25 protein-coding genes are annotated in these 22,203 nt (G+C 59.9%); 14 read left to right on the top strand and 11 right to left on the bottom strand.

Annotated elements, in window-relative coordinates:
- From BUA15_RS01865 to tpiA, 7 genes are all read left to right on the top strand, one after another.
- Positions 1–375: a response regulator gene (locus BUA15_RS01865; protein ID WP_072714254.1), complete on the top strand. Its 375-nt coding sequence runs from the start codon at positions 1–3 to the stop codon at positions 373–375.
- A gap of 6 nt (positions 376–381) precedes the next feature.
- Positions 382–1,743: a methyl-accepting chemotaxis protein gene (locus BUA15_RS01860; protein ID WP_072714253.1), complete on the top strand. Its 1,362-nt coding sequence runs from the start codon at positions 382–384 to the stop codon at positions 1,741–1,743.
- A 99-nt stretch (positions 1,744–1,842) separates the two neighbouring features.
- Entirely contained in the window at positions 1,843–3,819 is a 1,977-nt protein-coding gene (locus BUA15_RS01855; RefSeq protein WP_072714252.1) for an alpha-ketoacid dehydrogenase subunit alpha/beta, read from the top strand.
- 14 nt (positions 3,820–3,833) lie between these two features.
- Positions 3,834–4,313, top strand: a complete 480-nt coding sequence (gene bcp / locus BUA15_RS01850) for a thioredoxin-dependent thiol peroxidase (protein WP_245771881.1) — start codon at positions 3,834–3,836, stop codon at positions 4,311–4,313.
- A gap of 130 nt (positions 4,314–4,443) precedes the next feature.
- Positions 4,444–5,958 (top strand): Asp-tRNA(Asn)/Glu-tRNA(Gln) amidotransferase subunit GatB, encoded by a 1,515-nt coding sequence (gene gatB, locus BUA15_RS01845; protein ID WP_072714250.1) that lies wholly within the window; start codon positions 4,444–4,446, stop codon positions 5,956–5,958.
- Positions 5,959–5,971: 13 nt separating this feature from the next.
- On the top strand, positions 5,972–7,342 hold the full coding sequence (locus BUA15_RS01840) for a TlpA family protein disulfide reductase (RefSeq protein ID WP_072714249.1): 1,371 nt from the start codon (positions 5,972–5,974) through the stop codon (positions 7,340–7,342).
- Positions 7,343–7,360: 18 nt separating this feature from the next.
- Complete coding sequence (tpiA, locus tag BUA15_RS01835) at positions 7,361–8,116, top strand: triose-phosphate isomerase (protein ID WP_072714248.1); 756 nt, start codon at positions 7,361–7,363, stop codon at positions 8,114–8,116.
- Here the strand turns inward: tpiA and BUA15_RS01830 are convergent.
- Entirely contained in the window at positions 8,113–9,066 is a 954-nt protein-coding gene (locus BUA15_RS01830; RefSeq protein ID WP_072714247.1) for an L-threonylcarbamoyladenylate synthase, read from the bottom strand. The two genes, tpiA and BUA15_RS01830, sit on opposite strands and share 4 nt — an antisense overlap.
- Positions 9,067–10,139: 1,073 nt before the next feature.
- Between BUA15_RS01830 and BUA15_RS01825 the strand changes: the two genes are divergently transcribed.
- The 6 genes from BUA15_RS01825 (at position 10,140) to rlmB (ending at position 15,037) form a co-directional block, all read left to right on the top strand.
- The gene (locus BUA15_RS01825) at positions 10,140–10,673 is read left to right on the top strand and encodes a lasso peptide biosynthesis B2 protein (protein ID WP_072714246.1); all 534 of its coding nucleotides are present in this window, start codon (positions 10,140–10,142) and stop codon (positions 10,671–10,673) included.
- A gap of 572 nt (positions 10,674–11,245) precedes the next feature.
- Positions 11,246–11,518, top strand: coding sequence for a PqqD family protein (locus BUA15_RS01820; protein WP_072714245.1), 273 nt, complete (start codon positions 11,246–11,248; stop codon positions 11,516–11,518).
- 265 nt (positions 11,519–11,783) lie between these two features.
- Entirely contained in the window at positions 11,784–12,284 is a 501-nt protein-coding gene (locus BUA15_RS01815; RefSeq protein ID WP_072714244.1) for an HNH endonuclease, read from the top strand.
- Between the two features lie 96 nt (positions 12,285–12,380).
- The gene (locus BUA15_RS01810; protein WP_072714243.1) at positions 12,381–12,866 is read left to right on the top strand and encodes a DUF3592 domain-containing protein; all 486 of its coding nucleotides are present in this window, start codon (positions 12,381–12,383) and stop codon (positions 12,864–12,866) included.
- 18 nt (positions 12,867–12,884) lie between these two features.
- Entirely contained in the window at positions 12,885–14,276 is a 1,392-nt protein-coding gene (locus BUA15_RS01805) for a pyridoxal phosphate-dependent decarboxylase family protein (RefSeq protein WP_072714242.1), read from the top strand.
- Between the two features lie 2 nt (positions 14,277–14,278).
- Positions 14,279–15,037, top strand: a complete 759-nt coding sequence (rlmB, locus tag BUA15_RS01800) for a 23S rRNA (guanosine(2251)-2'-O)-methyltransferase RlmB (protein WP_072714241.1) — start codon at positions 14,279–14,281, stop codon at positions 15,035–15,037.
- On the opposite strand, the gene BUA15_RS01795 is transcribed toward rlmB, so the two are convergent.
- The 4 genes from BUA15_RS01795 to thpR form a co-directional block, all read right to left on the bottom strand.
- Entirely contained in the window at positions 15,031–15,285 is a 255-nt protein-coding gene (locus BUA15_RS01795; protein WP_072714240.1) for a hypothetical protein, read from the bottom strand. The genes rlmB and BUA15_RS01795 overlap by 7 nt on opposite strands.
- 154 nt (positions 15,286–15,439) lie before the next feature.
- On the bottom strand, positions 15,440–16,510 hold the full coding sequence (locus tag BUA15_RS01790) for a lysylphosphatidylglycerol synthase transmembrane domain-containing protein (RefSeq protein ID WP_072714239.1): 1,071 nt from the start codon (positions 16,508–16,510) through the stop codon (positions 15,440–15,442).
- A gap of 3 nt (positions 16,511–16,513) precedes the next feature.
- Positions 16,514–17,068, bottom strand: a complete 555-nt coding sequence (locus BUA15_RS01785; RefSeq protein ID WP_245771879.1) for a LolA family protein — start codon at positions 17,066–17,068, stop codon at positions 16,514–16,516.
- Positions 17,069–17,144: 76 nt separating this feature from the next.
- Positions 17,145–17,684, bottom strand: a complete 540-nt coding sequence (thpR, locus tag BUA15_RS01780) for an RNA 2',3'-cyclic phosphodiesterase (RefSeq protein WP_072714237.1) — start codon at positions 17,682–17,684, stop codon at positions 17,145–17,147.
- Here thpR and BUA15_RS01775 point away from each other — a divergent pair.
- On the top strand, positions 17,683–18,177 hold the full coding sequence (locus BUA15_RS01775) for a putative molybdenum carrier protein (protein WP_072714236.1): 495 nt from the start codon (positions 17,683–17,685) through the stop codon (positions 18,175–18,177). The genes thpR and BUA15_RS01775 overlap by 2 nt on opposite strands.
- Here the strand turns inward: BUA15_RS01775 and BUA15_RS01770 are convergent.
- Genes BUA15_RS01770 through hisB form a run of 6 tightly spaced genes read right to left on the bottom strand, consistent with a single transcriptional unit; the run spans position 18,123 to position 22,163 of the window.
- The gene (locus tag BUA15_RS01770) at positions 18,123–18,449 is read right to left on the bottom strand and encodes a hypothetical protein (protein ID WP_072714235.1); all 327 of its coding nucleotides are present in this window, start codon (positions 18,447–18,449) and stop codon (positions 18,123–18,125) included. The two genes, BUA15_RS01775 and BUA15_RS01770, sit on opposite strands and share 55 nt — an antisense overlap.
- Entirely contained in the window at positions 18,436–19,227 is a 792-nt protein-coding gene (gene hisF, locus BUA15_RS01765) for an imidazole glycerol phosphate synthase subunit HisF (RefSeq protein ID WP_072714234.1), read from the bottom strand. The genes BUA15_RS01770 and hisF overlap by 14 nt, the downstream gene beginning before the upstream one ends.
- A 7-nt stretch (positions 19,228–19,234) precedes the next feature.
- Positions 19,235–20,035, bottom strand: a complete 801-nt coding sequence (hisA, locus tag BUA15_RS01760) for a 1-(5-phosphoribosyl)-5-[(5-phosphoribosylamino)methylideneamino]imidazole-4-carboxamide isomerase (RefSeq protein WP_072714233.1) — start codon at positions 20,033–20,035, stop codon at positions 19,235–19,237.
- Positions 20,036–20,076: 41 nt separating this feature from the next.
- On the bottom strand, positions 20,077–20,703 hold the full coding sequence (gene hisH / locus BUA15_RS01755) for an imidazole glycerol phosphate synthase subunit HisH (RefSeq protein ID WP_072714232.1): 627 nt from the start codon (positions 20,701–20,703) through the stop codon (positions 20,077–20,079).
- 9 nt (positions 20,704–20,712) lie between these two features.
- Entirely contained in the window at positions 20,713–21,558 is an 846-nt protein-coding gene (gene proC / locus BUA15_RS01750; RefSeq protein WP_072714231.1) for a pyrroline-5-carboxylate reductase, read from the bottom strand.
- Entirely contained in the window at positions 21,555–22,163 is a 609-nt protein-coding gene (gene hisB, locus BUA15_RS01745; RefSeq protein WP_072714230.1) for an imidazoleglycerol-phosphate dehydratase HisB, read from the bottom strand. The genes proC and hisB overlap by 4 nt, the downstream gene beginning before the upstream one ends.
- Positions 22,164–22,203 lie beyond the last annotated feature (40 nt).

Genomic DNA, 22,203 nt, shown 5'->3' with positions numbered 1-22,203 from the left:
ATGGGACGAACTATCTTCGTGGTGGACGACTCTGCCGTGATGCGCTCCAGTCTAAAAGCTAATCTGGAAATGCAGGGGTTTCAGGTGAAGATGGCCGCAGACGGGGCTGAGGCCCTGGAACAACTCAAAAATGGCCTCAAACCTGACCTGATTCTAACCGATATTCATATGCCCAAAATGGATGGCCTGACACTGATCCGGGAAATCCGGAAGTTGCCAGGCTTTCGCTTTGTGCCCATTCTGGTGCTCACCACAGAAAGCCAGCAGGCCAAACGCGAAGAAGCCCGACGACTGGGGGCGACCGGCTGGCTGGTCAAGCCGGTCTCAGGAGTCGATCTGGTGAACACGATCCGCAAAGTGCTACCGGGCACCTGAGCTCATATGGAGGAACTGGCAGGCGCTAACGGACGAGCGCTGCTGGTCAGCAGCGCAACCGGGGGATTAATCGGAGCAGCCGTTGGCCTGGGGCTTAACGGCATAGCCGGGGTGCTTTCTGATCTCCTGGTGGCGGCTCTGGCGGCCAGCGTAGGGAGCCTGCTGGTTCGATGGCAGCTTCTCCGCGCATTGCGAGCATGGGCCGCGCATCAGAAAAGCCAGTGGCAGGCCCGGCAACAGCAATGGGAAGCAGAACGGGCAGCGCTGCTCGCGGAGCGGGAAGCGCTTCGGCAACGCCTCCAGACGCTGGAAGCTGCTGCCAGACATCTGGAGGAGGCTGCTCCAGAGCAATGCGAAGCCTCCAGAACCTCAGACAACGACCCACAGGTGGCACTTCAGCAATTCTGGATGCAGAGCTGGAAGCGTCTGCAGCCCTATTTGCAGTTGCTGGAAGACCAGTTGGGCCATGTGCAGCAGGAGACCGAGCAGGCCGCTCTGGAGATCGTTTCCGAGTTGCAGCGCCTGCATGAGGCGGCGCAGCTCCAGATTGCCCAGGTCCAGAAGCTGGCTGACTCGATGGAGCGCATGGTCCAGAACAACACGCACCAGGCCGACTCGATCCGGGCGGCTGGCCAGCAGATGAACGACTTCGTGGATCAGCACCAGATGCGGATTGAGCAAAGCCTGCAGCGCATTCATAGCATGGCTTCTGAAGTGGAGCAGTTAGATCCGCTGGTCGATGAAATGGCCGATATTGCGCGGCGAACCAACCTGCTGGCTCTGAATGCTGCCATTGAAGCTGCCCGTCTGGGCGAAGAAGGCAAAGGATTCGCGGTCGTAGCCGACGCCGTGCGGCAACTGGCCGCGCAGGCGACCGCACTGGCTGAGCGCATGGGGCGTCAGATTCAGGTGGTTAGCGAGCGCATCCAGGAGGAAATCGAACAGATCGAAGCCCAACTGCAACGGGAGCACGATCAACTCAGCCAGATGCGGTCGTTGAACACCGCGCTAAATGGATGCCTGGAGCAAATTGTAGAAGTGACCTCCGACACGGTGTCCCAGGTGAGTCAGCTCAACGACGAAATGCTGAGCCGCTCGCTGGCCGATCTGCTGGGACGCATTCAATTTCAAGATGTGCTGCGGCAGAAAATTGATCTGGTCAAAGAAGCCCTGGAGAAGCTGGCCGATTTTCTGGAAGCAGCCGTGCACTATCAACAACACCCCGACCAGCCGCCGCCGGAGATTCTTGACCCGGAAGAACTCTATCAGCGCTACGTTTCGGCCGGCCAGCGGGCGGTTCATCAGGCCACGATGGGGCGCCAGAAAGAAGATGGCGAAGGCACGACCCGCATTGAGCTGTTCCTCTAAGCTCATCTTTTGAGCTCCAGGTGAAAGCCGATACAAGCGCTTCCAGAACCACGGGCGGCGCTGTATCTTTATCGCGTGGAAGGAGAACCAACGGAACCGATGGAAACGACTACGGCGCTGGAGCTCAAAGCGCTTTACCGCGCCCTCTTGCTACCCCGCGTCATTGAAGAACGCATGCTCCGGCTGATTCGCCAGGGGCGTCTTTCCAAGTGGTTCAGCGGCTACGGCCAGGAGGCTATTGCCGTAGGATGTACCTGGGCGCTGGAAAAGCAGGATTACATCCTGCCGATGCATCGCAATCTGGGAGTGTGGACCACCCGGGGCGTGCCGCTGCGACCGCTTTTCTGCCAGCTCATGGGGCGCGCTGGCGGCTTTACGAAAGGCCGGGACCGCACCTTCCACTTCGGACTGCCGGAGCGCCGCATCATTGGTATGATTTCGCATATGGCGGCCATGTTGCCCGTAGCCTGTGGGCTTGGACTCGCAGCCCGCCTGAAACGCGAAGATTTCGTCGTGCTGGCTTTTTCGGGCGAAGGGGGCACGCGGGAAGGGGACTTCCATGAGGCGCTGAATCTGGCAGCAGTCTGGAAGCTGCCAGTCATCTTTGTGGTAGAAAACAATGGCTATGGACTGTCAACGCCTGCCCATGAAGCAATCCCGGTAGAGGATGTGGCCGACGCTGCCGTCGGCTATGGAATGCCGGGCGAAGTGGTGGACGGCAACGACGTGCTGGCGGTAGTCGAGGCGGTGCGTCGGGCCGCCGAGCGGGCTCGTGCCGGAGAAGGGCCTACGCTACTGGAAATGAAAACCTTCCGCATGCGGGGCCACGAGGAGGCCTCCGGGACAAAGTATGTACCGAAGAAGCTGTTTGAGCACTGGCGGAAAAAAGATCCCATCGACCGCTTCGAAGCGTATCTGGAACGAGAAGGTATCCTGTCGGAGGCAGAACGGGCAGCTATTCGCTCTGAGCTGGAAAGCGAAGTGCAGGCTGCTACTGAGTACGCACTGGCCCAGCCAGAAGTTGAAAGCACGCCGGAAGCAGAACGGGCCGACCTGTTTGCCCCTGCATTTGTGGCTGCTGATGCACCGGTGCCTGCTACGCAACGAGAGCTGCGCTTTGTGGATGCCATCTCCGAAGCCCTTCGCCTGGCCATGGAACGGGATGAACGGGTGCTGCTCATGGGCCAGGACATTGCTGAGTACGGGGGCGTCTTCAAGGTAACCCAGGGATTCGTGGAGCGTTTCGGCAAAGAACGGGTGCGCAACACGCCTATCATCGAAAGTGGAGCGGTCGGCGCAGCACTGGGACTGGCGATCGAAGGCTTCAAGCCGGTCGTAGAAATACAGTACGCGGACTTCATCTCCTGCGCCTTTAACCAGATCGTAAACAACCTGGCTACGACGCACTACCGGTGGGGGCAGCCGGTGAACGTGACGATCCGGGCCCCCTTTGGCGGGGGACTGGGAGCCGGACCGTTCCATTCGCAATCCAAAGAGGCCTGGTTCTGCCACGTGCCCGGCCTGAAGGTAGTCGTTCCGGCCACGCCAGAAGACGCTAAGGGACTGTTGCTGACGGCCATTGAAGAGCCCAATCCCGTCCTGTTTTTTGAACACAAGCTGCTCTATCGTTCGGTGCGTGGACCGGTACCGGAGGGCGTTTACCACGTGCCCCTGGGCAAAGCGCGCGTTGCGCGGGTCGGGACAGATGCTACGATCGTTACCTACGGCGTAGGCGTGCACTGGGCTCTGGAAGAGGCAGCCTGGTGGGCCGAGCAGGGCGTGTCGCTGGAAGTGATCGACCTGCGAACGCTTATTCCGTGGGACCGGGAAACGGTACTGGCCTCCGTGCAGAAAACCAATCGGCTGCTCGTGCTGCACGAAGCCACCCGAACCGCTGGATTCGGTGCCGAAATTGCCGCGGAGATTGCCGAGCTGGGGTTCAAGCTGCTCGATGCGCCTCCAGTGCGGGTGGCGGCTGAGGATTTGCCGGTACCTTTCGCCCGTCCACTTGAAGAACGTATCTTTTCGGCCCGGCCGCGCCTGCGGCCGGCTCTGGAACGGTTACTGCACTTTTAAAAATACGAACCACCATGAGCGCAACGTCGGCGATGCCCGAGGTGGGCCAGGAAGCCCCGGATTTTGAGGGAGTCGATCAACACGGACGTACCATTCGACTGCGCGACTTTCGGGGCAAAAAGGTTGCCCTGTATTTCTACCCAAAAGACGACACGCCAGGCTGTACGAAGCAGGCCTGTAGCCTGCGCGATGGGTATGTCCAACTGCAGCAAGCGGGCATTGCTGTACTGGGCGTATCGGCTGATGATGTGGAAAGTCATCGACGCTTTGCCGAAAAATATAGCCTGCCGTTTCCGCTAATTGCCGATCCGGAAGCCAGAATCTGCCAGGCCTACGGCGTCTGGGGCGAGCGAACGCTCTACGGACGCAAATTTCTGGGAATACGGCGCACTACGTTTCTGATTGATGAAAATGGTATGATCCGTCGGGTCATTCGCCGCCCCAGAGTTGACCAGCACGCTGACGAGGTGTTGAAAGAATTTGGCCTGGCGTAGGAGCTTATATCCCGCGACCCAAAAGATCCATGAAGGGAGCACATCCGCTCCTTTGTAACGTAACTTACGAGGATCTTGCGCAACGGCTTGATCGTTTCGACACCGATTCAGACCGGAGCCCTTGAAAACCATGCGGCACGATTACGAAGCGGTTATTGGTCTGGAAGTGCACTGCCAGCTCCTGACGGCCTCCAAGGCATTTAGCCCGGAGTCTACCCAGTTCGGCGATCCCCCCAACACCAACGTCGATCCCATTAGCCTGGGCCATCCGGGCACGTTGCCTGTGCTAAATCAGCAGGTCGTTGAATACACCATTCGCATGGGGCTGGCGACGCACTGCAAGATTGCCGAGCGCTCTATCTTCGCCCGCAAGCACTATTTCTATCCAGACCTGCCCAAGGGCTATCAGATCTCGCAGTACGAGACTCCCATCTGCTACGATGGATGGATAGAAATTGAACTGGAGCCCGAAGGAGATGGGCAGGAGCCTGTGCGCAAACGCATCGGCATTATTCGCATTCACATGGAGGAGGACGCGGGCAAGTCGTTGCACGATCAGGATCCCTACCACACCCTGCTGGACTTCAACCGCTGTGGCGTGCCGCTCATTGAGATTGTGTCGGCGCCCGATATTCGCTCGCCGCGTGAAGCCGCGCTTTACATGCAAAAGATTCGTCAGATCGTGCGCTACCTCGGCATCTCTGATGGCAACATGGAGGAGGGGTCTCTGCGCTGCGATGCGAACGTGTCGGTGCGTCGCCGCGGGGAAGCTCGGCTGGGAACCAAGACGGAAATCAAAAACCTGAACTCATTCCGCAACGTCGAGCGGGCGCTTGAATACGAAATCCGGCGCCAGATCGCCATTCTGGAGCAGGGAGGCGAAGTGGTGCAGGAAACGCGCCTCTGGGATGCCGTGCGACAGGAAACGCGGCCCATGCGCTCCAAAGAAGAAGCGCACGACTACCGCTATTTTCCGGATCCTGACCTGGTACCCGTCGTGGTGACGGCCGACATGCTGGAGCGCATTCGGAGCCAGATGCCGGAAATGCCCGAGGTGCGCCGGCGGCGTTTCATAGAGGAGCTGGGATTGCCGGCCTACGACGCAGGGGTGCTGACCGAAGAGCGCGGTGTAGCCGATTACTATGAGGCCACGCTGCAAGCTCTGGCGCGTCTGATGCCAGACGGGGATCGGAAAGTGCAGGCTAAGGCTGTCTCCAACTTTGTGATGACCGAAGTGCTCCGGGTGCTTAATGAGCGCTCCATTGACATGCAGGCATTTCCTATTGAGCCGGAACGTCTGGCCAAACTGGTACGCCTTCGCCTGGAGGATCGGGTTAGCTCAACCGGCGCCCAGGAAATCTTTAATGCGATGCTAACAGACCAGCGTTCCCCCGAAGCTATTGCGGAAGCCCACAACCTGCTGCAGGTATCTGACGAAAATGCGCTGATTCCGGTGGTAGAGGCCGTGCTGGCCGAACATCCGGACAAAGTGCAGACCTATCTAAATGGTAAAACCGGGCTGCTGGGCTTTTTTATCGGGCAGGTCATGCGTCGCTTTGAAGGAGCCCCGGACCCCAAGCTGGTGCGGCGGTTGCTGGAGGAACGGTTAGAAGCGGCGCGCGCAGCCGGACAGGAGACGAAGTAAGCAGGACCACGCAATGAAGTACCGCCTAGCCTTCCTGACAGCCTTTGGCCTGGCGCTGCTGGTGGGTTGTCGCACGCGCACGCCAGAACCGGCTGTGCAGAGCGTACTCCAGGGACGGCTAACGGTGCGGCCCGAGATAGATTCCATCCCGGACTATCGCGACTTCGAGGTACTGGTCTATCGACAGGTGGCCGGCGCGCCTGACACCTTGGGGCTGGCCATTACGGACAGCACAGGCTATTTCACGATGACCATCCGGGCGCCGGCGGCCGGACTCTACCCCCTGCGCATCAGTCGGCGCGGCGTAGCGCTGGCCAGTACGGTGCTGGTGGTAGCCGATGGTGATTCCGCTACGCTCCGCGCCACGTTTCCTCTGGAAGGGCGGCGTCTGCTGGTGCGCTCGCGCGAAAACGCTGCCTGGCTCGCCTATCAAAATGCCATTACGCAACACAACCAGGATCTGCTGCGTCAGTTGCAAACGGCCCCTGACTCGGCGGCGCTGGCGCGTATCGTTGAACGCACCCTTGTACTTCTGCAGAGCGTAGAGCAGACCTATCCCAACACGCTGGGGGCGCAGTGGGCCGCCGCCGAGGCTGTTCGACTGCTGACGGGCTGGAACGACTCGCTGGCGCTGGCTCGCTTCGACCGCCTGTCACCGGACAATCCGCGCTACCTGGAAGCGGTGCGAGCTGTCCGGCAGGCTATAGCCCGTTGGAAGGGCCAGCAGGCTGCGGCTGACTGGCTGCGGGCAGTCCGGCAGCGCTTGCAAGATCCGGCGCTGCAGGTAGCCGTGCAGGCCGAGTTGATCCAGGCCTACATGGATAGCTTGCAGGACGAAGCAGCCCGGGCAGCGCTTGATGAGCTGGCACGTATGACCACCGATAGCACCTGGCTGCGCTGGGCCAAGCGCATGCGCTACGAACTCGACCATCTGCGGCCCGGCATGGAAGCGCCCTTTTTCGTGGTTACGACCACAGCAGGGCGCACCCTCACGCTGGATGACCTGCGAGGTAGCTATGTCCTGCTGGAATTTTTCTGGCCGGAGGATCCAACCTATCTGAACGAGCTGGCGTATCGCAACGCCCTGGCAGAAACCTATCGCACATTACCGCTGAACGTGCTGGCACTCTCGGTGCAGCCTGATACGACGGTTAACGAAGCCTTCTTCGAACGTTTTGTGCAGGCTGGCCAGGCGGTCATTTTACCAGGTGGGTTGCAAAACCCGCTTGCCGTGCGCTACAACGTCAGCGCGCTTCCGGTGCGCTGGCTGATTGATCCAGATGGACGGATTCTGGGACGTTTCGAGGGGGCCGGCGCGCTGGCGCGCTTGCAGCAGATGCTGGTTCGCCTGGCAGCCAGAGCACGCGAATCTTCTCCTTCCTGAAAAACTCCACAGAAGACGATGCTGGTAGCTGGCAACTGGAAGATGCACACCAACCGGGAGGAAGCGATTCAACTGGCGCAAGCAGTTGTCGCGGAAGTAGGGGATCCCGGTCCGGTACAGGTAGCTGTGTGCCCGCCATTTGTGAATTTAGAAGTGGTCCGACAGATCGTTGAACATACGCCAATCCATCTGGGCGCGCAGCATATGCATGAGGAGGTTGCAGGCGCCTATACCGGCGAAGTGTCGGCGCCAATGCTTAAGGCCGTGGGCTGTCGCTACGTGATTCTGGGACATTCAGAGCGGCGGCAGTATTTCGGCGAGACGGATGCAGCGGTAAACCGCAAAATCAAACGAGCGCTCCAGTACGGCTTGATCCCTATCGTCTGTGTGGGAGAAACGCTCGAAGAACGACAGGCCGGAAAAGCGGCGACGGTTGTGGAGCGTCAGGTAAGCGCAGCACTTGATGGGGTAGCGCTCCCTTCAGCAGAGGCCCTGGTGATCGCTTACGAGCCCGTCTGGGCGATCGGGACGGGCCACACTGCTACGCCCGCGCAGGCGCAGGAGATGCACGCCCTGATTCGGCATCTGCTGGTGAAGCAGTACGGTGAGGAGGTAGGCCGCGCATTGCATATTCTGTATGGCGGGAGCGTCAAGCCGAGCAATGCAGCCGATCTGTTCGCGCAGCCGGATGTCGATGGAGGCCTCATCGGAGGGGCCAGCCTGAAGGCAGCTGATTTCGCCGCCATTGTGCAGGCTGCCTGTCGAAAAGGTTAGGCAGCCGCACGTTCGAGTCGATCCATGAGCGCCAGTCCCAGTCCGGTGCGGGGAACGCGTTGCGCATAGATGTGCGTGCAGCCCTGCGCGTCGCAGCGTCGGAAAAAGTCAAACAGCTCGTACGCATAGGTAGGGACATCTGGACAGATGCAGCAGGCCCCGAAAGCTTCGGGGTGGGCAGGGGGGCTCAGGCCAATGTAGGCATGGCGGGGATCAGGCAATGCTTCGTCTGGATGATCAACCAGCACCACGCGAGCCTGGGGGGCATAGTGGCGATAGCGCGTGCCCGGGCTGCGTGCTTTAAGAGACTCATTGCGGGCTACCAGGCGCGTTTCTGGCACAACGTCACGGAGCGCTTCCAGGGATACCGCGCCGGCGCGGAGTACGACCGGTTCTGGGCCAGTGCAGTCCACGACAGTCGATTCGAGGCCCATATCACTGCGGTCGCCTTGAAGAATGCAGGCAATGCGGCCGTTCAAATCGGCATAGACTGCTTCCCATCGGGTTGGACTGGGGCGTCCGGATCGGTTCGCAGAAGGAGCCGCCACCGGCGTGCCGCAGGCCTCCAGAAAAGCCCGGGCGACCGGATGCCGGGGCATGCGGACCCCCACGGTAGGCAGACCTGCCGTTACCTCATCAGGCACCGCTGGATGACGGGGGAGAACAAGCGTTAACGGTCCGGGGAAAAAGCGCTCCATAAACCGTTGGGCTGTTTCGGGCACGTCAATGACCAGCCGGTCGAGCTGGTGTATATGCGCAATGTGTACGATAAGCGGATTGTCGCGCGGTCGCTCTTTGGCCGCGAAGATTTTGCGGACAGCGGTCGGATTAAAAGCGTCGGCTCCCAGTCCATAAACCGTCTCGGTGGGAAAAGCTACCAGTTCCCCCTGCCGAATCCATGCGGCTGCCTGACGGACATCTTGCGTAAGCACGGTATTGTGGAAAGACATACGCGTCAATCGTCGGGGTTGGCTTGCGCCAAAAGCAGATAGCAGGAAAATTTGTGATCGTTTCTTTATGACATACGTATGGTCCGGATACGATCCCGGTTAGCGGGGCAGATCCGTAGCCCATGAGGCTTGCCGGGTTACCTGCAGGCCTGGCTACGCGTTTACAGGTAGGATGGCCCAGTGCCCACTCCCACCGGTCTGACAGGCCCGATTCAGGTAGCCTCCCAGGCGGTTGGGAAGGACCGTTGTGGCACGGGCGCTGAAGCGCAGCATCCTTCGTAAAGGTTCCCGAACGGCTGCGCGAGATGCTGCGGTCCTGTGAGCTGGCGGCTGCTCTCCACGCTGAGATTCAAGTGCAGGCCGCGCAGCAACGGCAACCGACGTTTGAAAAGGCGACATGCCTTTTTACAAAAGAAGTCAGGCTGTGGAAATCCTGCATTGCGTTTGACCTGTGCTACGGATCGACTGGGAGCAGCGGCTGATTTTGGACGGGCCGCCAGGATCTCGGGGAAGGTGCGTCGTATTAAGGAGGAAGCCGGCATGCAGCATTAACGTGCACAGAGACCGCTTACCGATGGGTAACTTGCCCACCGAGATAACACCCTGGCGTCTGGCTCGGCCGTTAGGACCAGAAGGATTGTTGACAGGTCAGGGGACAGGCGCCTTCGCCTGCAGCCTTGGCGCCTGGCGTGTGTGGGCATCGTGCCAGCTCCCAATGGCAACGCCTGAAGTGGGTAGGAGACGTGGCCGGACTGCTACATGCTTTCCAGCAGATGAACTGGGGATGTGGGGGGACACGGGCTCATCGCTGGCCATGCATGCAGACGGGTGGAAAGGACCGGGCATTCCGCTTGCATCTGCAATGCTGCGCCCGGTAGCACGAAACCGGGCGGTAAATAGACCAGGGCGCCTGGAAAGAGGGGGACCGACCGGTCGTTCGGCAAGCTTTCCGGCATCGCGTTGCGTTTCACAGGCAGCGCCGAAAGCATCCGGTTGCGCATCTGGGCTACCTGCTGTTTACTCCGTTTTTTACACAACGCGTTTGCTGCGAAGCATTCAAGCCTGAGCAAAGTATGCTGACCCATTGGTGCAAATTGCAGGATCAGGGACGTGTTCGCCAGGCACCCGCCACGCCTGACATGGTGCAGCCACCTTCGCTTCGACGGCTGCTTCGACTGAGCTGGCGGCATCGCGTCTGGCGCAGATGGCAACGGGGAGATCTGAAATGGCTCTGGCAGATCTTTCGACTGATCGTCCGGGTCGAGTGGAATCAGCGGCGACTGCCGTTGCCGGCTCTGCTGGAGCGGTTTGAACCGAAACCGGGTGACGCGCCGCTTCAGGAAAAGGAACTCAAGCGCGCGGAGCGGCTCACGCTGGCCGTTTTGCGACGACTCTATGGACGCGACTTTTGCATGAAGCAGGCGCTGCTACTGTACCACTTCTATCGAAGGGCCGGGGTACCGGTTTGCATTCGCTTTGGCGTTGCCCGGGAAAATGGCCAGTTACGGGGACATGCCTGGGTGGAATGGAACAATCAGCCTATAGCCGAAGCAGTTAATCCAAGACAGCAATTTGCCATTACCTATACGCATCCATCTGGTAAATGAACCCGTCGGTGCACTTCATCCGATCCCAGGAAGGGACAGCAATAAGCCTGTTGCTGGAAACTGATGCGTTTGTGCAAAGGGCCTGGAGCGGTCCAGAATCGCGAGATGGCTTGCAACCCGGTGTGTGGAGGGCGTTTCAGGTATGCGCCGGGTGAAGCGCGCATCTGATTTTAAAATGAAGCGCGGTGAAAACGTCCAGGTTCGAAAGGGCGTGTAGTAATTGCCTGGTCAGATTACCGTCAGCCTCAGGTAACCATGGCGTGTGATGGGGGGCGGGACTGGTTGTGTTGCGCTGTTGGGATGCGGCACTTCGCTGGCAGGCTTTCACAAGATAGGCGCGCTAAGAGTCTGGATGATGCAGGAACCGGATTGGACGCGAGTCCGGTATGAGCAATGCCAGCGGAACGGCATTTGCTGCACGCAGGATGGCGGTTGGCTTGGCAGGTGTCGACCTATCCTGTAGGTGAGGGTGAGGCACCCTGCTTAGTCAGTTCTGCGGTTCGGATCAGTTGTTTGGCCGTAACCACGCGCTTGAATTAGCAGGAATCGGTTCACCAGAACGGACCGTAAAAATGGCACGCTACGAGCCAGATCCACGCGTGAACTTTACGCGGTTCGATGAAGGCGAAGGGGTGCTACTGCACCTGGAAACGAAGTCGTACTACACACTTAACGCCACCGGTGTTTTTATCTGGGAGCAATTAGATCAGGGGCGACAGACCATTGACGAGTTGGTAGAAGCGTTGCTGGCCCATTACGAGGTAACGCGGGAAGAAGCAGAGCGGCAGGTTCGGGCATTTCTGGACGCATTGCAACAGGAAGGCCTGGTGCACTGCCGGGAGTGAGCAGAGGGAACGAAACGCACGGGAAAACGTGTTAGAGCACATCGCTTTTATTGTGCCCAGGAGCGTGTTATTGCGCTTTGTAAAGAAGCGTTTTTGTTGTAAATTTTAGCTAAATCCCGGGGTGCCCGGGGTGTGTGTACCGTTATTGTAACTTCCCAGCAGCCTTCCCGTACCGCCACACGCACATAGCAGGACGGCTCCCGGCACGCGCCTGCGGGCACACCGTGCAGGTAGTTCGGTGCACTTCAGCCCGCTGGTGGGTGTCATGAAAGGGCAGGTACTGGTCTTAAACCAGGATTACAGCGCGCTGACCGTTTGCAGTGTAGAGCGTGCTGTTATACTGGTACTGATGCGTAAGGCCGAGGTAGTAGCGGCACGGCCGGGTCGGTTTGTGCGCTCTCCTAGCCTTCAGCTACCCTGGCCGAGTGTCGTGCGTCTTAAATGGTACGTGCGGGTGCCTTATAAGCACATCATGCTGAACCGAAAGAATATTCTGCGCCGGGATCGCTATCGTTGCCAGTACTGTGGCAGTCGAGAGAACCTGACGGTTGACCACATCATTCCGCGCTCGCGGGGCGGACGCGACACGTGGGAGAACCTGGTAACCGCCTGCACCCGATGCAATAACCGTAAGGGGAATCGCACGCCCGAAGAGGCAGGCATGAAGCTGCGGGGCCGGCCGTTTCGGCCCAGCCATATCATGTTTATACGGGAATTTGTGGGTACCATTGACGAAGCCTGGAAGCCGTATCTGTTCATGGCTTGATGGCAGGCCTTCGAAGAATCCGTAAGCCCTAAAACCAGCGGGCGATTGGGACGTTTGGGGAAGCACACCCGGTCATGCAAACAAAACCGAACGGTCTTGAAGAGAACGTCGCTTTCCCTGTGGATTGCCCGGCTGCTCTGGCTAGCTCCGGGGCTGCTGTTTGCACTGGCACTATATCTGGGCTGGGCGGCTTACTGGTTGCACCGCACCTGGCAGGAAGGCATTCCAGCCGTTGCTGAGATTACGGCATTGGAGATCTCGCAGCGGGTGGACGTTACCTACGACTACGTAGATCTTCGTATTCGGCTGCCGGATGGACAGGTGCTGGAGCGAAAGCAGTTGAGCCTGCCGCATACACTGGCTCCCCTGCTGCGCGGGCGTGATTCGGTAGCGGTGCGGGTTCGGCCGGAGAGTCCGCAGGAGGTCGTTATTGTAGAGCTGGTCCGGGCGCAGTGGCGTATGGCCCTAATTCAGGCGGGCATGAGTCTGGTAGGGGGCGTGTTGTTGGCTATTGGAGTGGCGTGGTGGAACCGGTTGCTTCGGCGGCAGGGCGATCCGGCATTTCGGGCGCCGGAAGCTTAAACTCGCACCACGAAAACCATGGAACTGACACCCTGGCTTGAACGGGTCGTTGCGGCCATCCGAGAATGGGAGGCCTCGTGGGGACCGTTTGAGGCGCATCCAGCGGGTCAGGTAGCACCGCATGCTCTGGAAGTAGCCCTGAACCGTTACCTGGAACGCCTGCGGGGTAATTATCCCTTCTTCCACCCACGCTATGCCGGGCAAATGCTTAAACCGCCTCACCCGGTGGCAGTGATTGGCTACCTGGCCGCTCAGCTAATCAATCCCAATAATCATGCGCTGGATGGCGGGCCGCCTACAGGTGAAATGGAAAAGGAGGTGGTGCGGACGCTGGCGGCTATGCTGCGTCTGCCGGAGACTACGCTCGGGCATCTGACCGGTGGAGGCACCATGGCCAACCTGGAAGCCCTGTGGGTGGCGCGTTGCCTGCATCCCGATCGTGGGGTGGCGTTCTCGCGGGAGGCCCACTACACGCACAGCCGGATGAGCAGCGTTCTGCAGTTGGAGGCTGTTGAGGTGCCCACGGATCCAGAAGGGCGCCTGGAGGTGCAGGCCCTGGAGGAAGCGCTTCGCACAGGACGTATCGGAACCGTCGTGGTGACGGCGGGCACAACCGGACGCGGCGTAGTCGATCCGATTGCCGATGTGCTTCCTCTCTGCCGACAGTACGGTTGCCGGGTGCATGTAGACGCTGCGTATGGAGGCTTCTTTACGTTGCTGGCGCATGCTGAAGCGCCGGAACTGGCTCCAGAAACCCGACGCCATCTAAAAGCGATTGCGCACTGCGACTCCGTGGCCATAGATCCCCACAAACATGGCTTGCAACCGTACGGGTGTGGGGCTATTCTCTTCCGAGATCCGTCGGTAGGCCGCTTTTATCAACACGACTCTCCCTACACGTATTTCACGTCCGACGCATTGCATCTGGGTGAAATCAGTTTGGAGTGTTCTCGGGCTGGTGCTGCCGCGGGAGCGCTCTGGCTCACGCTTCAGGTGCTGCCTCTTGAGGCGGATCGAGGGCTGGGACCTGTTCTTACAGCCTGTCTGCGGGCAGCGCGACAATGGGCGCAGCTCATGCGCGACTCTGAGATGTTGCGACCCGTGCAGCCACCTGAGCTGGATATCCTGACGTTCTATCCGGTGCCCGAGTCGCCAAAAGCTTCAGCCGTAGATGCCGCCAGCCAGCGCCTGTTTCAGGAGGCGATGGAAGACCCTGAGGATCCCGTGTTTCTCAGCGTGTTACGCCTGCGCACGGACGTGCTACGCTGCCAATGGCCGGCGCTGCAACCGGACCGTCCGGAAGTACGGGTGCTTCGAAGCGTACTGATGAAGCCTGAGCACGAAACGTACGTCTCTCGTTTGCATGAGCGGTTGCTACGGCTGGCGCGTCGCATCCAAATGCCTGCCTGACCATGAGCGCTCTGGTGGATCGCCTGGTAGGACGTAACCCTGTGCGGGAAGCCCTGGAACAGAATGATACGCGGGTAGAGAAGGTCTTCGTTCAGGAGGGCGCAGGGGGATCGGCAATTGAAGCCATTCGTCGGGCAGCCCGGGCACAGGGGATTCCGGTCCAGATAGTTCCTAAAGCGCGCTTAGATCGCCTTGCCTCGGGCGCAACCCACCAGGGCGTTGTGGCTTTTGTGGCGCCGGTAGCTTACCGGACGTTGGAGGATCTATTGCGCGAAGTGGCCCCTTCTCCTGCTGCTGTGCAGGAGCGACAGCCGCTTTTAGTGGCGCTGGATCAGATTGAAGATCCGCACAACTATGGAGCGATCCTGCGGACAGCGGTGGCCGCTGGCGTAGCCGGCGTGCTGGTGCCTCGCCACCACATGGCTCCGCTCAACACAGTGGCCTTGAAGGCCAGCGCCGGAGCTGCACTGCGCGTGCCCATTGCCCGCGTCACCAATCTGGCGCGGGCCCTGGAGACGCTCAAAACGCACGGATTCTGGGTGGCCGGTGCCAGTCCGACCGGCAGCGTGTCGGTATGGGAAATGGACTGGCACCGGCCACTTGTACTTGTGCTGGGCAACGAAGGACGTGGATTGCGTCCGCGCGTTGTGCAGGCGTGCGATTTGCTTGTTTCGATACCGCTACGCGGCCCCGTGGCGTCACTCAACGTTTCGGTGGCTGCCGGCATTCTTTTGTTTGCAGCCACCCGTTCCCGTCAGTGACGCGAGCCGTTGCTCCGATAGACGATCTTCCGAATCGTATCGAATTGCAACTGGGGATACTCTTCCTGGATGCGCTCGATGGCGTCGTAAGCAGGTACGTTTTGAGCCCGCAGTTGACGGAATCGTTTGCGAATTTGATAGTTGCGGACGCTTTTTGCGTCCAACAGGTTGTGCTCGACCAGCACCTGATACACCTCGTCGCTGATCAGATCAGAGAGCGGATTGTGTTGCTTCACCAGGGCTTCCATAGGTCCGGCTGCTGAATGGTTACAAAAGAACCCGGGCACGTATGGCTGTGCAACCGTAAAAAGTGTACATGAAGGAAGCTGGTTTTGCAGAAGCAACTGGCTGAATGGTTGATTTTCCTGAACAAGTGGAAAAGAAGCGTCCCTGAGCTGTTGTTCAGGGAGACGCGGCAGGGGGACGCAGCGAGCCTGGAAGCGCTTCTAAATCAGGATCATCCGGAGAATGCCAGTGCCCGCCTTGCAGCATCAGGCAGACAAAGCCGGTCGCAGTGTAAAGCACCATCTGGGCCGCATGGGTGAGCACTGCGTAGGTAGCTGCTGCCTCCTGAGGGACTGCAAAAAGGCGCGTCATGACCAGTACCGTGATGTAGTGATAGGACCCTAATCCGCCAGGGGCGGGAAGGGCTACGCCGACAGCGCCCAGAACCAGCAAAATCCAGGCTTCCGTCCACCCCAGACCATAGGCAGTCTCCAGGTGCAACATAACCAGCGGCAAGTAGGCCATCCCCCAGTAGCAGATCCACATGAGCAACGTGCTGCTGAAGAGAGCGACCGGATGGTGCGTTCGATGTATGGTGAAAAGTCCATGCTTGAATGCTTGAAGCGGTGAACGCAGAGGGCGGGCAAGACGCTGAAGCAGGCGACTGCGGCGTCCCACGTAAACGACCGCTCCAGCTAGCAACAAGACAAGCAATACGCTCAGTCCAATTCCCTGCAGCCAGTCCCCCTGCAGCAAGGGTACTACCAGTAGCTGGTGAAGCTCAATCCACCGATCCAGCAACAGCGCCAGCACGCTAAGCAGCGCAAGAGCCAGCACAAGCAAGTCCAGCAGACGCTCTGCTACGACGGTTCCCAAGACGCTGCTCAAACGAAGTCCACTGGTACGGCTTAAGCTGGCTGCGCGGGCCAGTTCGCCCAGGCGTGGCGCGGCGTAGTTGACCATGTAGCCGATCATAAGCGCCTGGAAGGCGCGGCCTACCGTGAGTCGTTGCCGTCGAGGAGAGTCTGGAAGGACGTCCAGGAGCAGTCGCCAGCGCCAGGCGCGAAGAATATGGCTCAGCAGCGTCAGCACAACAAGGGGAGCCAGCCATCGATAATCAGCGCGCTGCAGATCTTGCCAGACCTCCCGTAGTTCGACGCCGCGCAGCGCCAGGTACAGCAAGGCAAGGCCCAGGGCTAGGCTGCCCAGGCGAAACAACAGCGTCCGAAGCGTTCTGGATCGGGCCATGAATTACTGACGTAAGTCCACCACTTCGACACCTTCCGGCAGGCGAAACGTGAACATGTCCGTTGAAAGGGAAGGATTCAACACCAGATCGGACAGCACAAACGTCATGTGCGTATCGTTCACGTCGCGTACGTCCACACGCGTGACCAGAAAGTCGCGGTCGCGTATCCAGAGCACCACTTCTTGAAACAGAGCATCGGGCTGTCGGGGACGCAGACGCAGTCGATGATAGGTTTCCCCTGCCTGGCGTATGGTCTCTCCGGCGCTTACTTCGTAGCGGTCAGGGTAAGTGAGCAAAAATTCGTTGAGGGAAAAGCCGGTTTCGTCAGGTATATAGTCGTTGATTAAGACCTGGCGCGTGTCATGCAGGTAGACCCAGGTGGTGCGACCGTCCGTAACCACCGTCTGATAAGGGGTTTCAACGCGGTACCGGTTGCCCTGCAACCATAACATGCCGCGAAGCGTGTCGGGAGCGTCGGCATAGGGCGTCTGCATAATCTGCACAAACGAGGCCTGAAGCGTCTCAACCTGCTGATACCGCGCGCGTAGCTGCTCCATGAGCTGCCGGGCAGCATCTTGCGCCAGAACCGCGGTTGTCTGAAGGCAACTCCAGATTCCGAGCACTCCAAGTATGTTAGCCTTGCAGCGGAAAATGGTAGAGCATTTCATAGCGAGCTCCATCGGGATGTAAATGGCTCTGGTACAGATGGAAAGCCTGAACGGAAAACGGCGGCAGTGAAAAATCACGGTGTTGCTGCAAAAAGGCGCGCACTGCGGTGGCCGGGACCTGCTTCAGGCGAGCCAGCGTGATGTGCGGGCGAAACGGCCGCGCCTCAGGTGCAAAGCCCAGTGCAACCACGCGGCGTTCGATTTCGGCCTGCAGCGCCTGCAGCGCTGGATGTAACTCAACGGCAGCAGCCAGCACACGGGGACGCGCGGGCGAGGGCAGCGCAATCAGTCCGCGAGGCGCCAGCTCAAAAGCAGGGGCTTTAATTGTAGCCAGCGAATGGGTCAGCTCCGGCAGGAGAGAAGCTTCAACGGAACCCAGAAAACGCAGCGTCAGATGAAACTGTTCTGGCGTGACCCAGCGCGCCTTCCAGGAAGGTTCGCGTAGGTCATAGAGTTGATGTTTATGCGCTGCCGGCAAATCCAGTGCAATAAACAATCGCAACATGGAAGGCGGAAAGCTTAAACGTGTTGTTTCCGGTGGGCAGACCGGTGTGGATCGTGCGGCGCTCGACGCTGCGCGGGCGGCCGGGGTTCCCATCGGCGGCTGGTGTCCTAAAGGCCGCTGGGCTGAGGACGGCACGATTCCTGAAAGCTATCCCCTGCAGGAGACACCCTCAGCCGATCCTCTGGTTCGCACGACCTGGAACGTGCGCGACAGTGACGGCACGCTCATTCTGCATTTGGGCGGCCCGCTGCGTGGCGGTACGGCGCAAACGGAAAAGGCAGCGCGGCGCCTGCGCAAACCCTGTCTGGTGCTGGCCCTGGATCGACCGGCCGATGCGCTGGCTCAGGAAATCGCCCAGTGGCTTAAGGCTCAGAACATTCGCGTGCTTAACGTGGCCGGTCCGCGAGAAAGCCAGGCGCCAGGCATTTATCACCGGGCCTATGACGTGCTAACCGCACTGTTTCGCGTGCTGGCAGCGCGTTCGGATGGATGACGACGGTGGCGCCGGGCGTAGAGATCTTCCCCTTGCGCTACCCGGCGGGCTGCCCGTAAAAACAGGAAAATGCTGGCCCCTATACAGACCAACACGAACAGCAGCATGGGAATCCAGAGGGGAGCCGCGGCGCTGCCCTGACGGGCCAGGATATGAGGATAGCGTATGGCCTTGTCGGCCAGCCAGAGCGCAATGCTCAGGCCCAGAAGGCCAAAAAGCAGGGCTGCCCCTCGCAGCAAGCGAACGGTCTGGCGAATTTCAGGTGACCGCATCAACTGGTTCAGTCAGACGTACGGGGATGCCTGCGCGATGCAGGTACACTTTGGCTTCTTGAATCGTGTACAGGCGAAAATGAAAGATCGAAGCGGCCAGCACCGCATCAGCCTGGCCTTCGACGAAAGCCTGACGCAGGTGTTCCAGCGTGCCAGCTCCGCCAGAGGCAATCACCGGAATAGAGACGTGCGTGCTGATGGCGCGCAGCAATTCCAGATCGTAGCCGTCCCGAGTCCCATCCCGATCCATGGAGGTAACCAACAGCTCCCCCGCACCGCGCGCTTCGGCCTCCTGGGCCCATGCCACGGCATCAATACCCGTGGGACGCCGGCCGCCATGGGTGTACACTTCCCAGCGGGGTGGATCGTCCGAAACGCGTCGGGCGTCGATGGCAACTACAATGCATTGGCTTCCAAAGGCCTCCGCACCGGCGGTGATCAGTTCAGGTGAGCGAATAGCGGCAGAGTTAATCGACACCTTGTCAGCTCCGGCCTGGAGCATGGCCCGCATGTCTTCGAGCGTGCGGAGCCCGCCACCCACTGTCAATGGAATGAATACCTGATCGGCCGTGCGGCGCACCACCTCATGCATAATAGCGCGGCCTTCGTGGGTGGCCGTAATGTCCAGAAATACCAGTTCATCGGCACCGGCCTGGTCATAGAAGCGCGCCTGCTCGACCGGATCGCCGGCATCGACCAGATCCACAAAGTTTACCCCTTTGACCACGCGACCGCGGTCAACGTCCAAGCAGGGAATAATGCGGCGGGCCAGCGGCATGGGGAGACTACTTCGCCGTTGGTAATTTGATTTTACGTCTCAAGGGAGCTGTCGAAAAGCGCGTCAGGTCTACGTTTTCCTTATCATGCCAGCACCAGAACTGCTGGCAGGGGAATCGATTTTCGTAGAGGGCTCGTCCAATGATTACCGAATCGACCCGGTACGGCGCCAGTTCCTGCAGCCGCATCAGGTCGCGATAGCCGCCTACGCCACCCGAAGCCGTGATGCGCGCCTTTTTCAGGTGCATGCCCAGCGTGCGGTACATATCGACGTTGGGGCCTTCCAGGGTGCCGTCGCGGCTGATGTCGGTGTAGACGAAGCGCCGCACGCCCCGTTGCTCCATGTCAAGCGCCAGCGCGACAGCATCCACGCCTGTGCCTTCTGTCCAGCCCTGCACCCGCACCTCTCCATCTCGGGCGTCTATACCTACTACTACGCGGCTGCAACCGTAGCGCGCAATCGCTTCAGAGACCAGGTCCGGTTCGCGGACGGCTACGGTGCCCAGCACCACCCGATAGACGCCCTGCTGGAGCAGACTTTCGATGTCTTCTAACGTTCGGATGCCGCCGCCGACCTGGATTGGAATGTCGAGGGTGCGACAGATGGCGCCAATGACTTCCCGGTTATGACCCTGGCCCCTCGCTGCATCCAGGTCTACGACGTGAAGCACCCGGGCGTTCTGCACCCGCCACAGACAGGCCATTTTGACCGGATCGTCAAAGTAGACCGTCTCCCGCTCGTACGCGCCTTGATAGAGCCGCACGCAACGCCCGCCGCGGATGTCGATGGCCGGAATGACCAGGAGCATTGTTTTCGCACGCCGACGGTTCTATAGCTTCTAAAGCCTGTTCAAGCAGATAGATCCAGAAAATTTTTCAGGATTCGCAGCCCACGTTGTTGACTTTTTTCCGGGTGAAACTGCACGCCAAAGACCCGGCCGCGTCCGACAATGGCTGGAAACGACACGCCTCCGTAGCAGGAGGTAGCCAGCACATCGTTAGGGTCGGCGGCTACGGCGTAGTAAGAGTGCACGAAGTAAAAGTACGTCCCTGCCGGAATGCCGTTGAGGAGGGGGGAGGGACGGTGGGGAGTGATGGTATTCCACCCCATGTGGGGAACCTTCAGACGCTGGCCGTCTGAGGTGGCCTCCGGAAAGCGAACAACGCGTCCCGGCAGCAGACCCAATCCTTCGTGCCGGCCGTGCTCCTCGCTTTCCTCGAAAAGTAGTTGCAGGCCGGCGCACACGCCCAGAAGCGGAATGCCCCGGCGGACAGCTTCGCGGATGGGGGCGATCAGCCGGCGGCGATGCAGCTCAGCCATGCAGGCTCCAAAGGCGCCTACGCCAGGCAGCACTAGGCGTCTGGCTCGCTGCAGGGCGTCGGGCTGATCGGTGCGTTGCACCTCAGCGCCCACGGCCTGAAAGGCTTTTTCCAGCGAGCGTAGGTTCCCGATTCCGTAGTCAATGAGCGTAACCATGCCTTTGGTTTAGCCGTGGTCGTTAAGCTGGCTGAGCTCCTGAGAACGGCGGGTCGCGGTAGCGACCGCGTTAATCAACATGGTGCGCAGGCCATGCGCTTCAAGTTCCGCCACGGCTGCAATGGCCGTCCCACCCGGCGTTGTGACCTCGTCGCGTAGGATAGCAGGATGGCGCCCCGTTTCCAGCACAAGTTTGGCGGCGCCGTAGACGGTCTGGGCGGCCAGTCGGAAAGCCACCGGTCGGGGCAGTCCCTGTTTAACGCCGGCATCGGTCAGCGCCTCAATAAACATGAATACATAGGCCGGACCACTTCCCGACAACCCCGTAACGGCATCCATCAGGTATTCGGGCACGACCTCAACGGCGCCGACTGCTTCGAAGATCTGGCGGCACAACGCCAGGTGTTCCGGGCGGGCATGGGTGCCGGCAGCCAGCGCAGTAGCCCCTTCATCGACCAGGGCTGGCGTGTTAGGCATAGCCCGCACCATCGGCAACGGCCTTCCAAACAGCCGTTCCAGCGTAGCCGTTGTTACCCCGGCCAGTACAGAGAGAATCAGCACGTCAGGCTGCACCTGAGCCCGAATCTCATCGACTACTTCCCGGATGTTCTGGGGTTTGACGGCGAGCACCACCAGCGAAGCGTCGCGCACGGCCAGCAGGTTGTTGGTCGTGGTCTGAATGCCTGGAAACTCTTCCTGCAGGGCTTCCAGGGCAGCGGGATTGCGTCGCGTAGCCCGAATTTGCTCAGGGGCCAGTTCGTGGCCGCGCAGCAGTCCGCCTATCAGGGCACGTCCAATGTTGCCGGCGCCAATGATGGCGATGGTCTGATGGGCCAACGGAGGAACCGTACTCATAGGACGCCTTTGGTTGAACGTACGGGACCAAACCGTCTGTCGCGCTGCACGGCTTCGCGCAACGCGCGGGCAACCGCTTTGAAGATGGCTTCAATCTTATGATGCGTGTTCTGACCGTAGAACACCTGAATGTGGAGGTTACACCGCACCTGCTCAGCAAATGCATACCAGAAATGGGAGACCAACTCCGTTGCCAGATCACCGACCGTGGGCCGATCGAAGTCGGCGATAAACACAAAATAAAAGCGGCCGGAAAGGTCCACGACGGCCCGGGCCAACGCGTCATCCATTGGAACATAGGCGTACCCGTAACGGGCGATGTACGCTTTATCTTCCAGCGCTTCTGCAAACGTCTGGCCCAGCGTGATGGCCACGTCTTCAACAGAGTGATGTTCATCTACGTGCAGATCTCCCTGGCAGCGGACGGTCAGGTCAAAGCCACCGTGGTGCGCCCACAACGTTAGCATGTGATCCAGAAAACCAACGCCAGTCTGGCAGTCGGCGCGGCCCGTACCGTCGAGTGTGAGGGAGACTTCAACCTGGGTTTCGCCTGTAAGGCGGCGACGGGAGGCCGTGCGGGGCGTAAAAGCGGGCGTGGAAGCCATCGAACCGAAAGGCTAATTGGGGCGTTTCGCTACGCGCTGC

It is taken from the genome of Rhodothermus profundi, assembly GCF_900142415.1.
GTDB lineage: Bacteria > Bacteroidota > Rhodothermia > Rhodothermales > Rhodothermaceae > Rhodothermus > Rhodothermus profundi.
The sequence above is the reverse complement of the archived record's forward strand: the minus strand, read 5'-3'. Positions and strand labels throughout refer to the sequence as shown.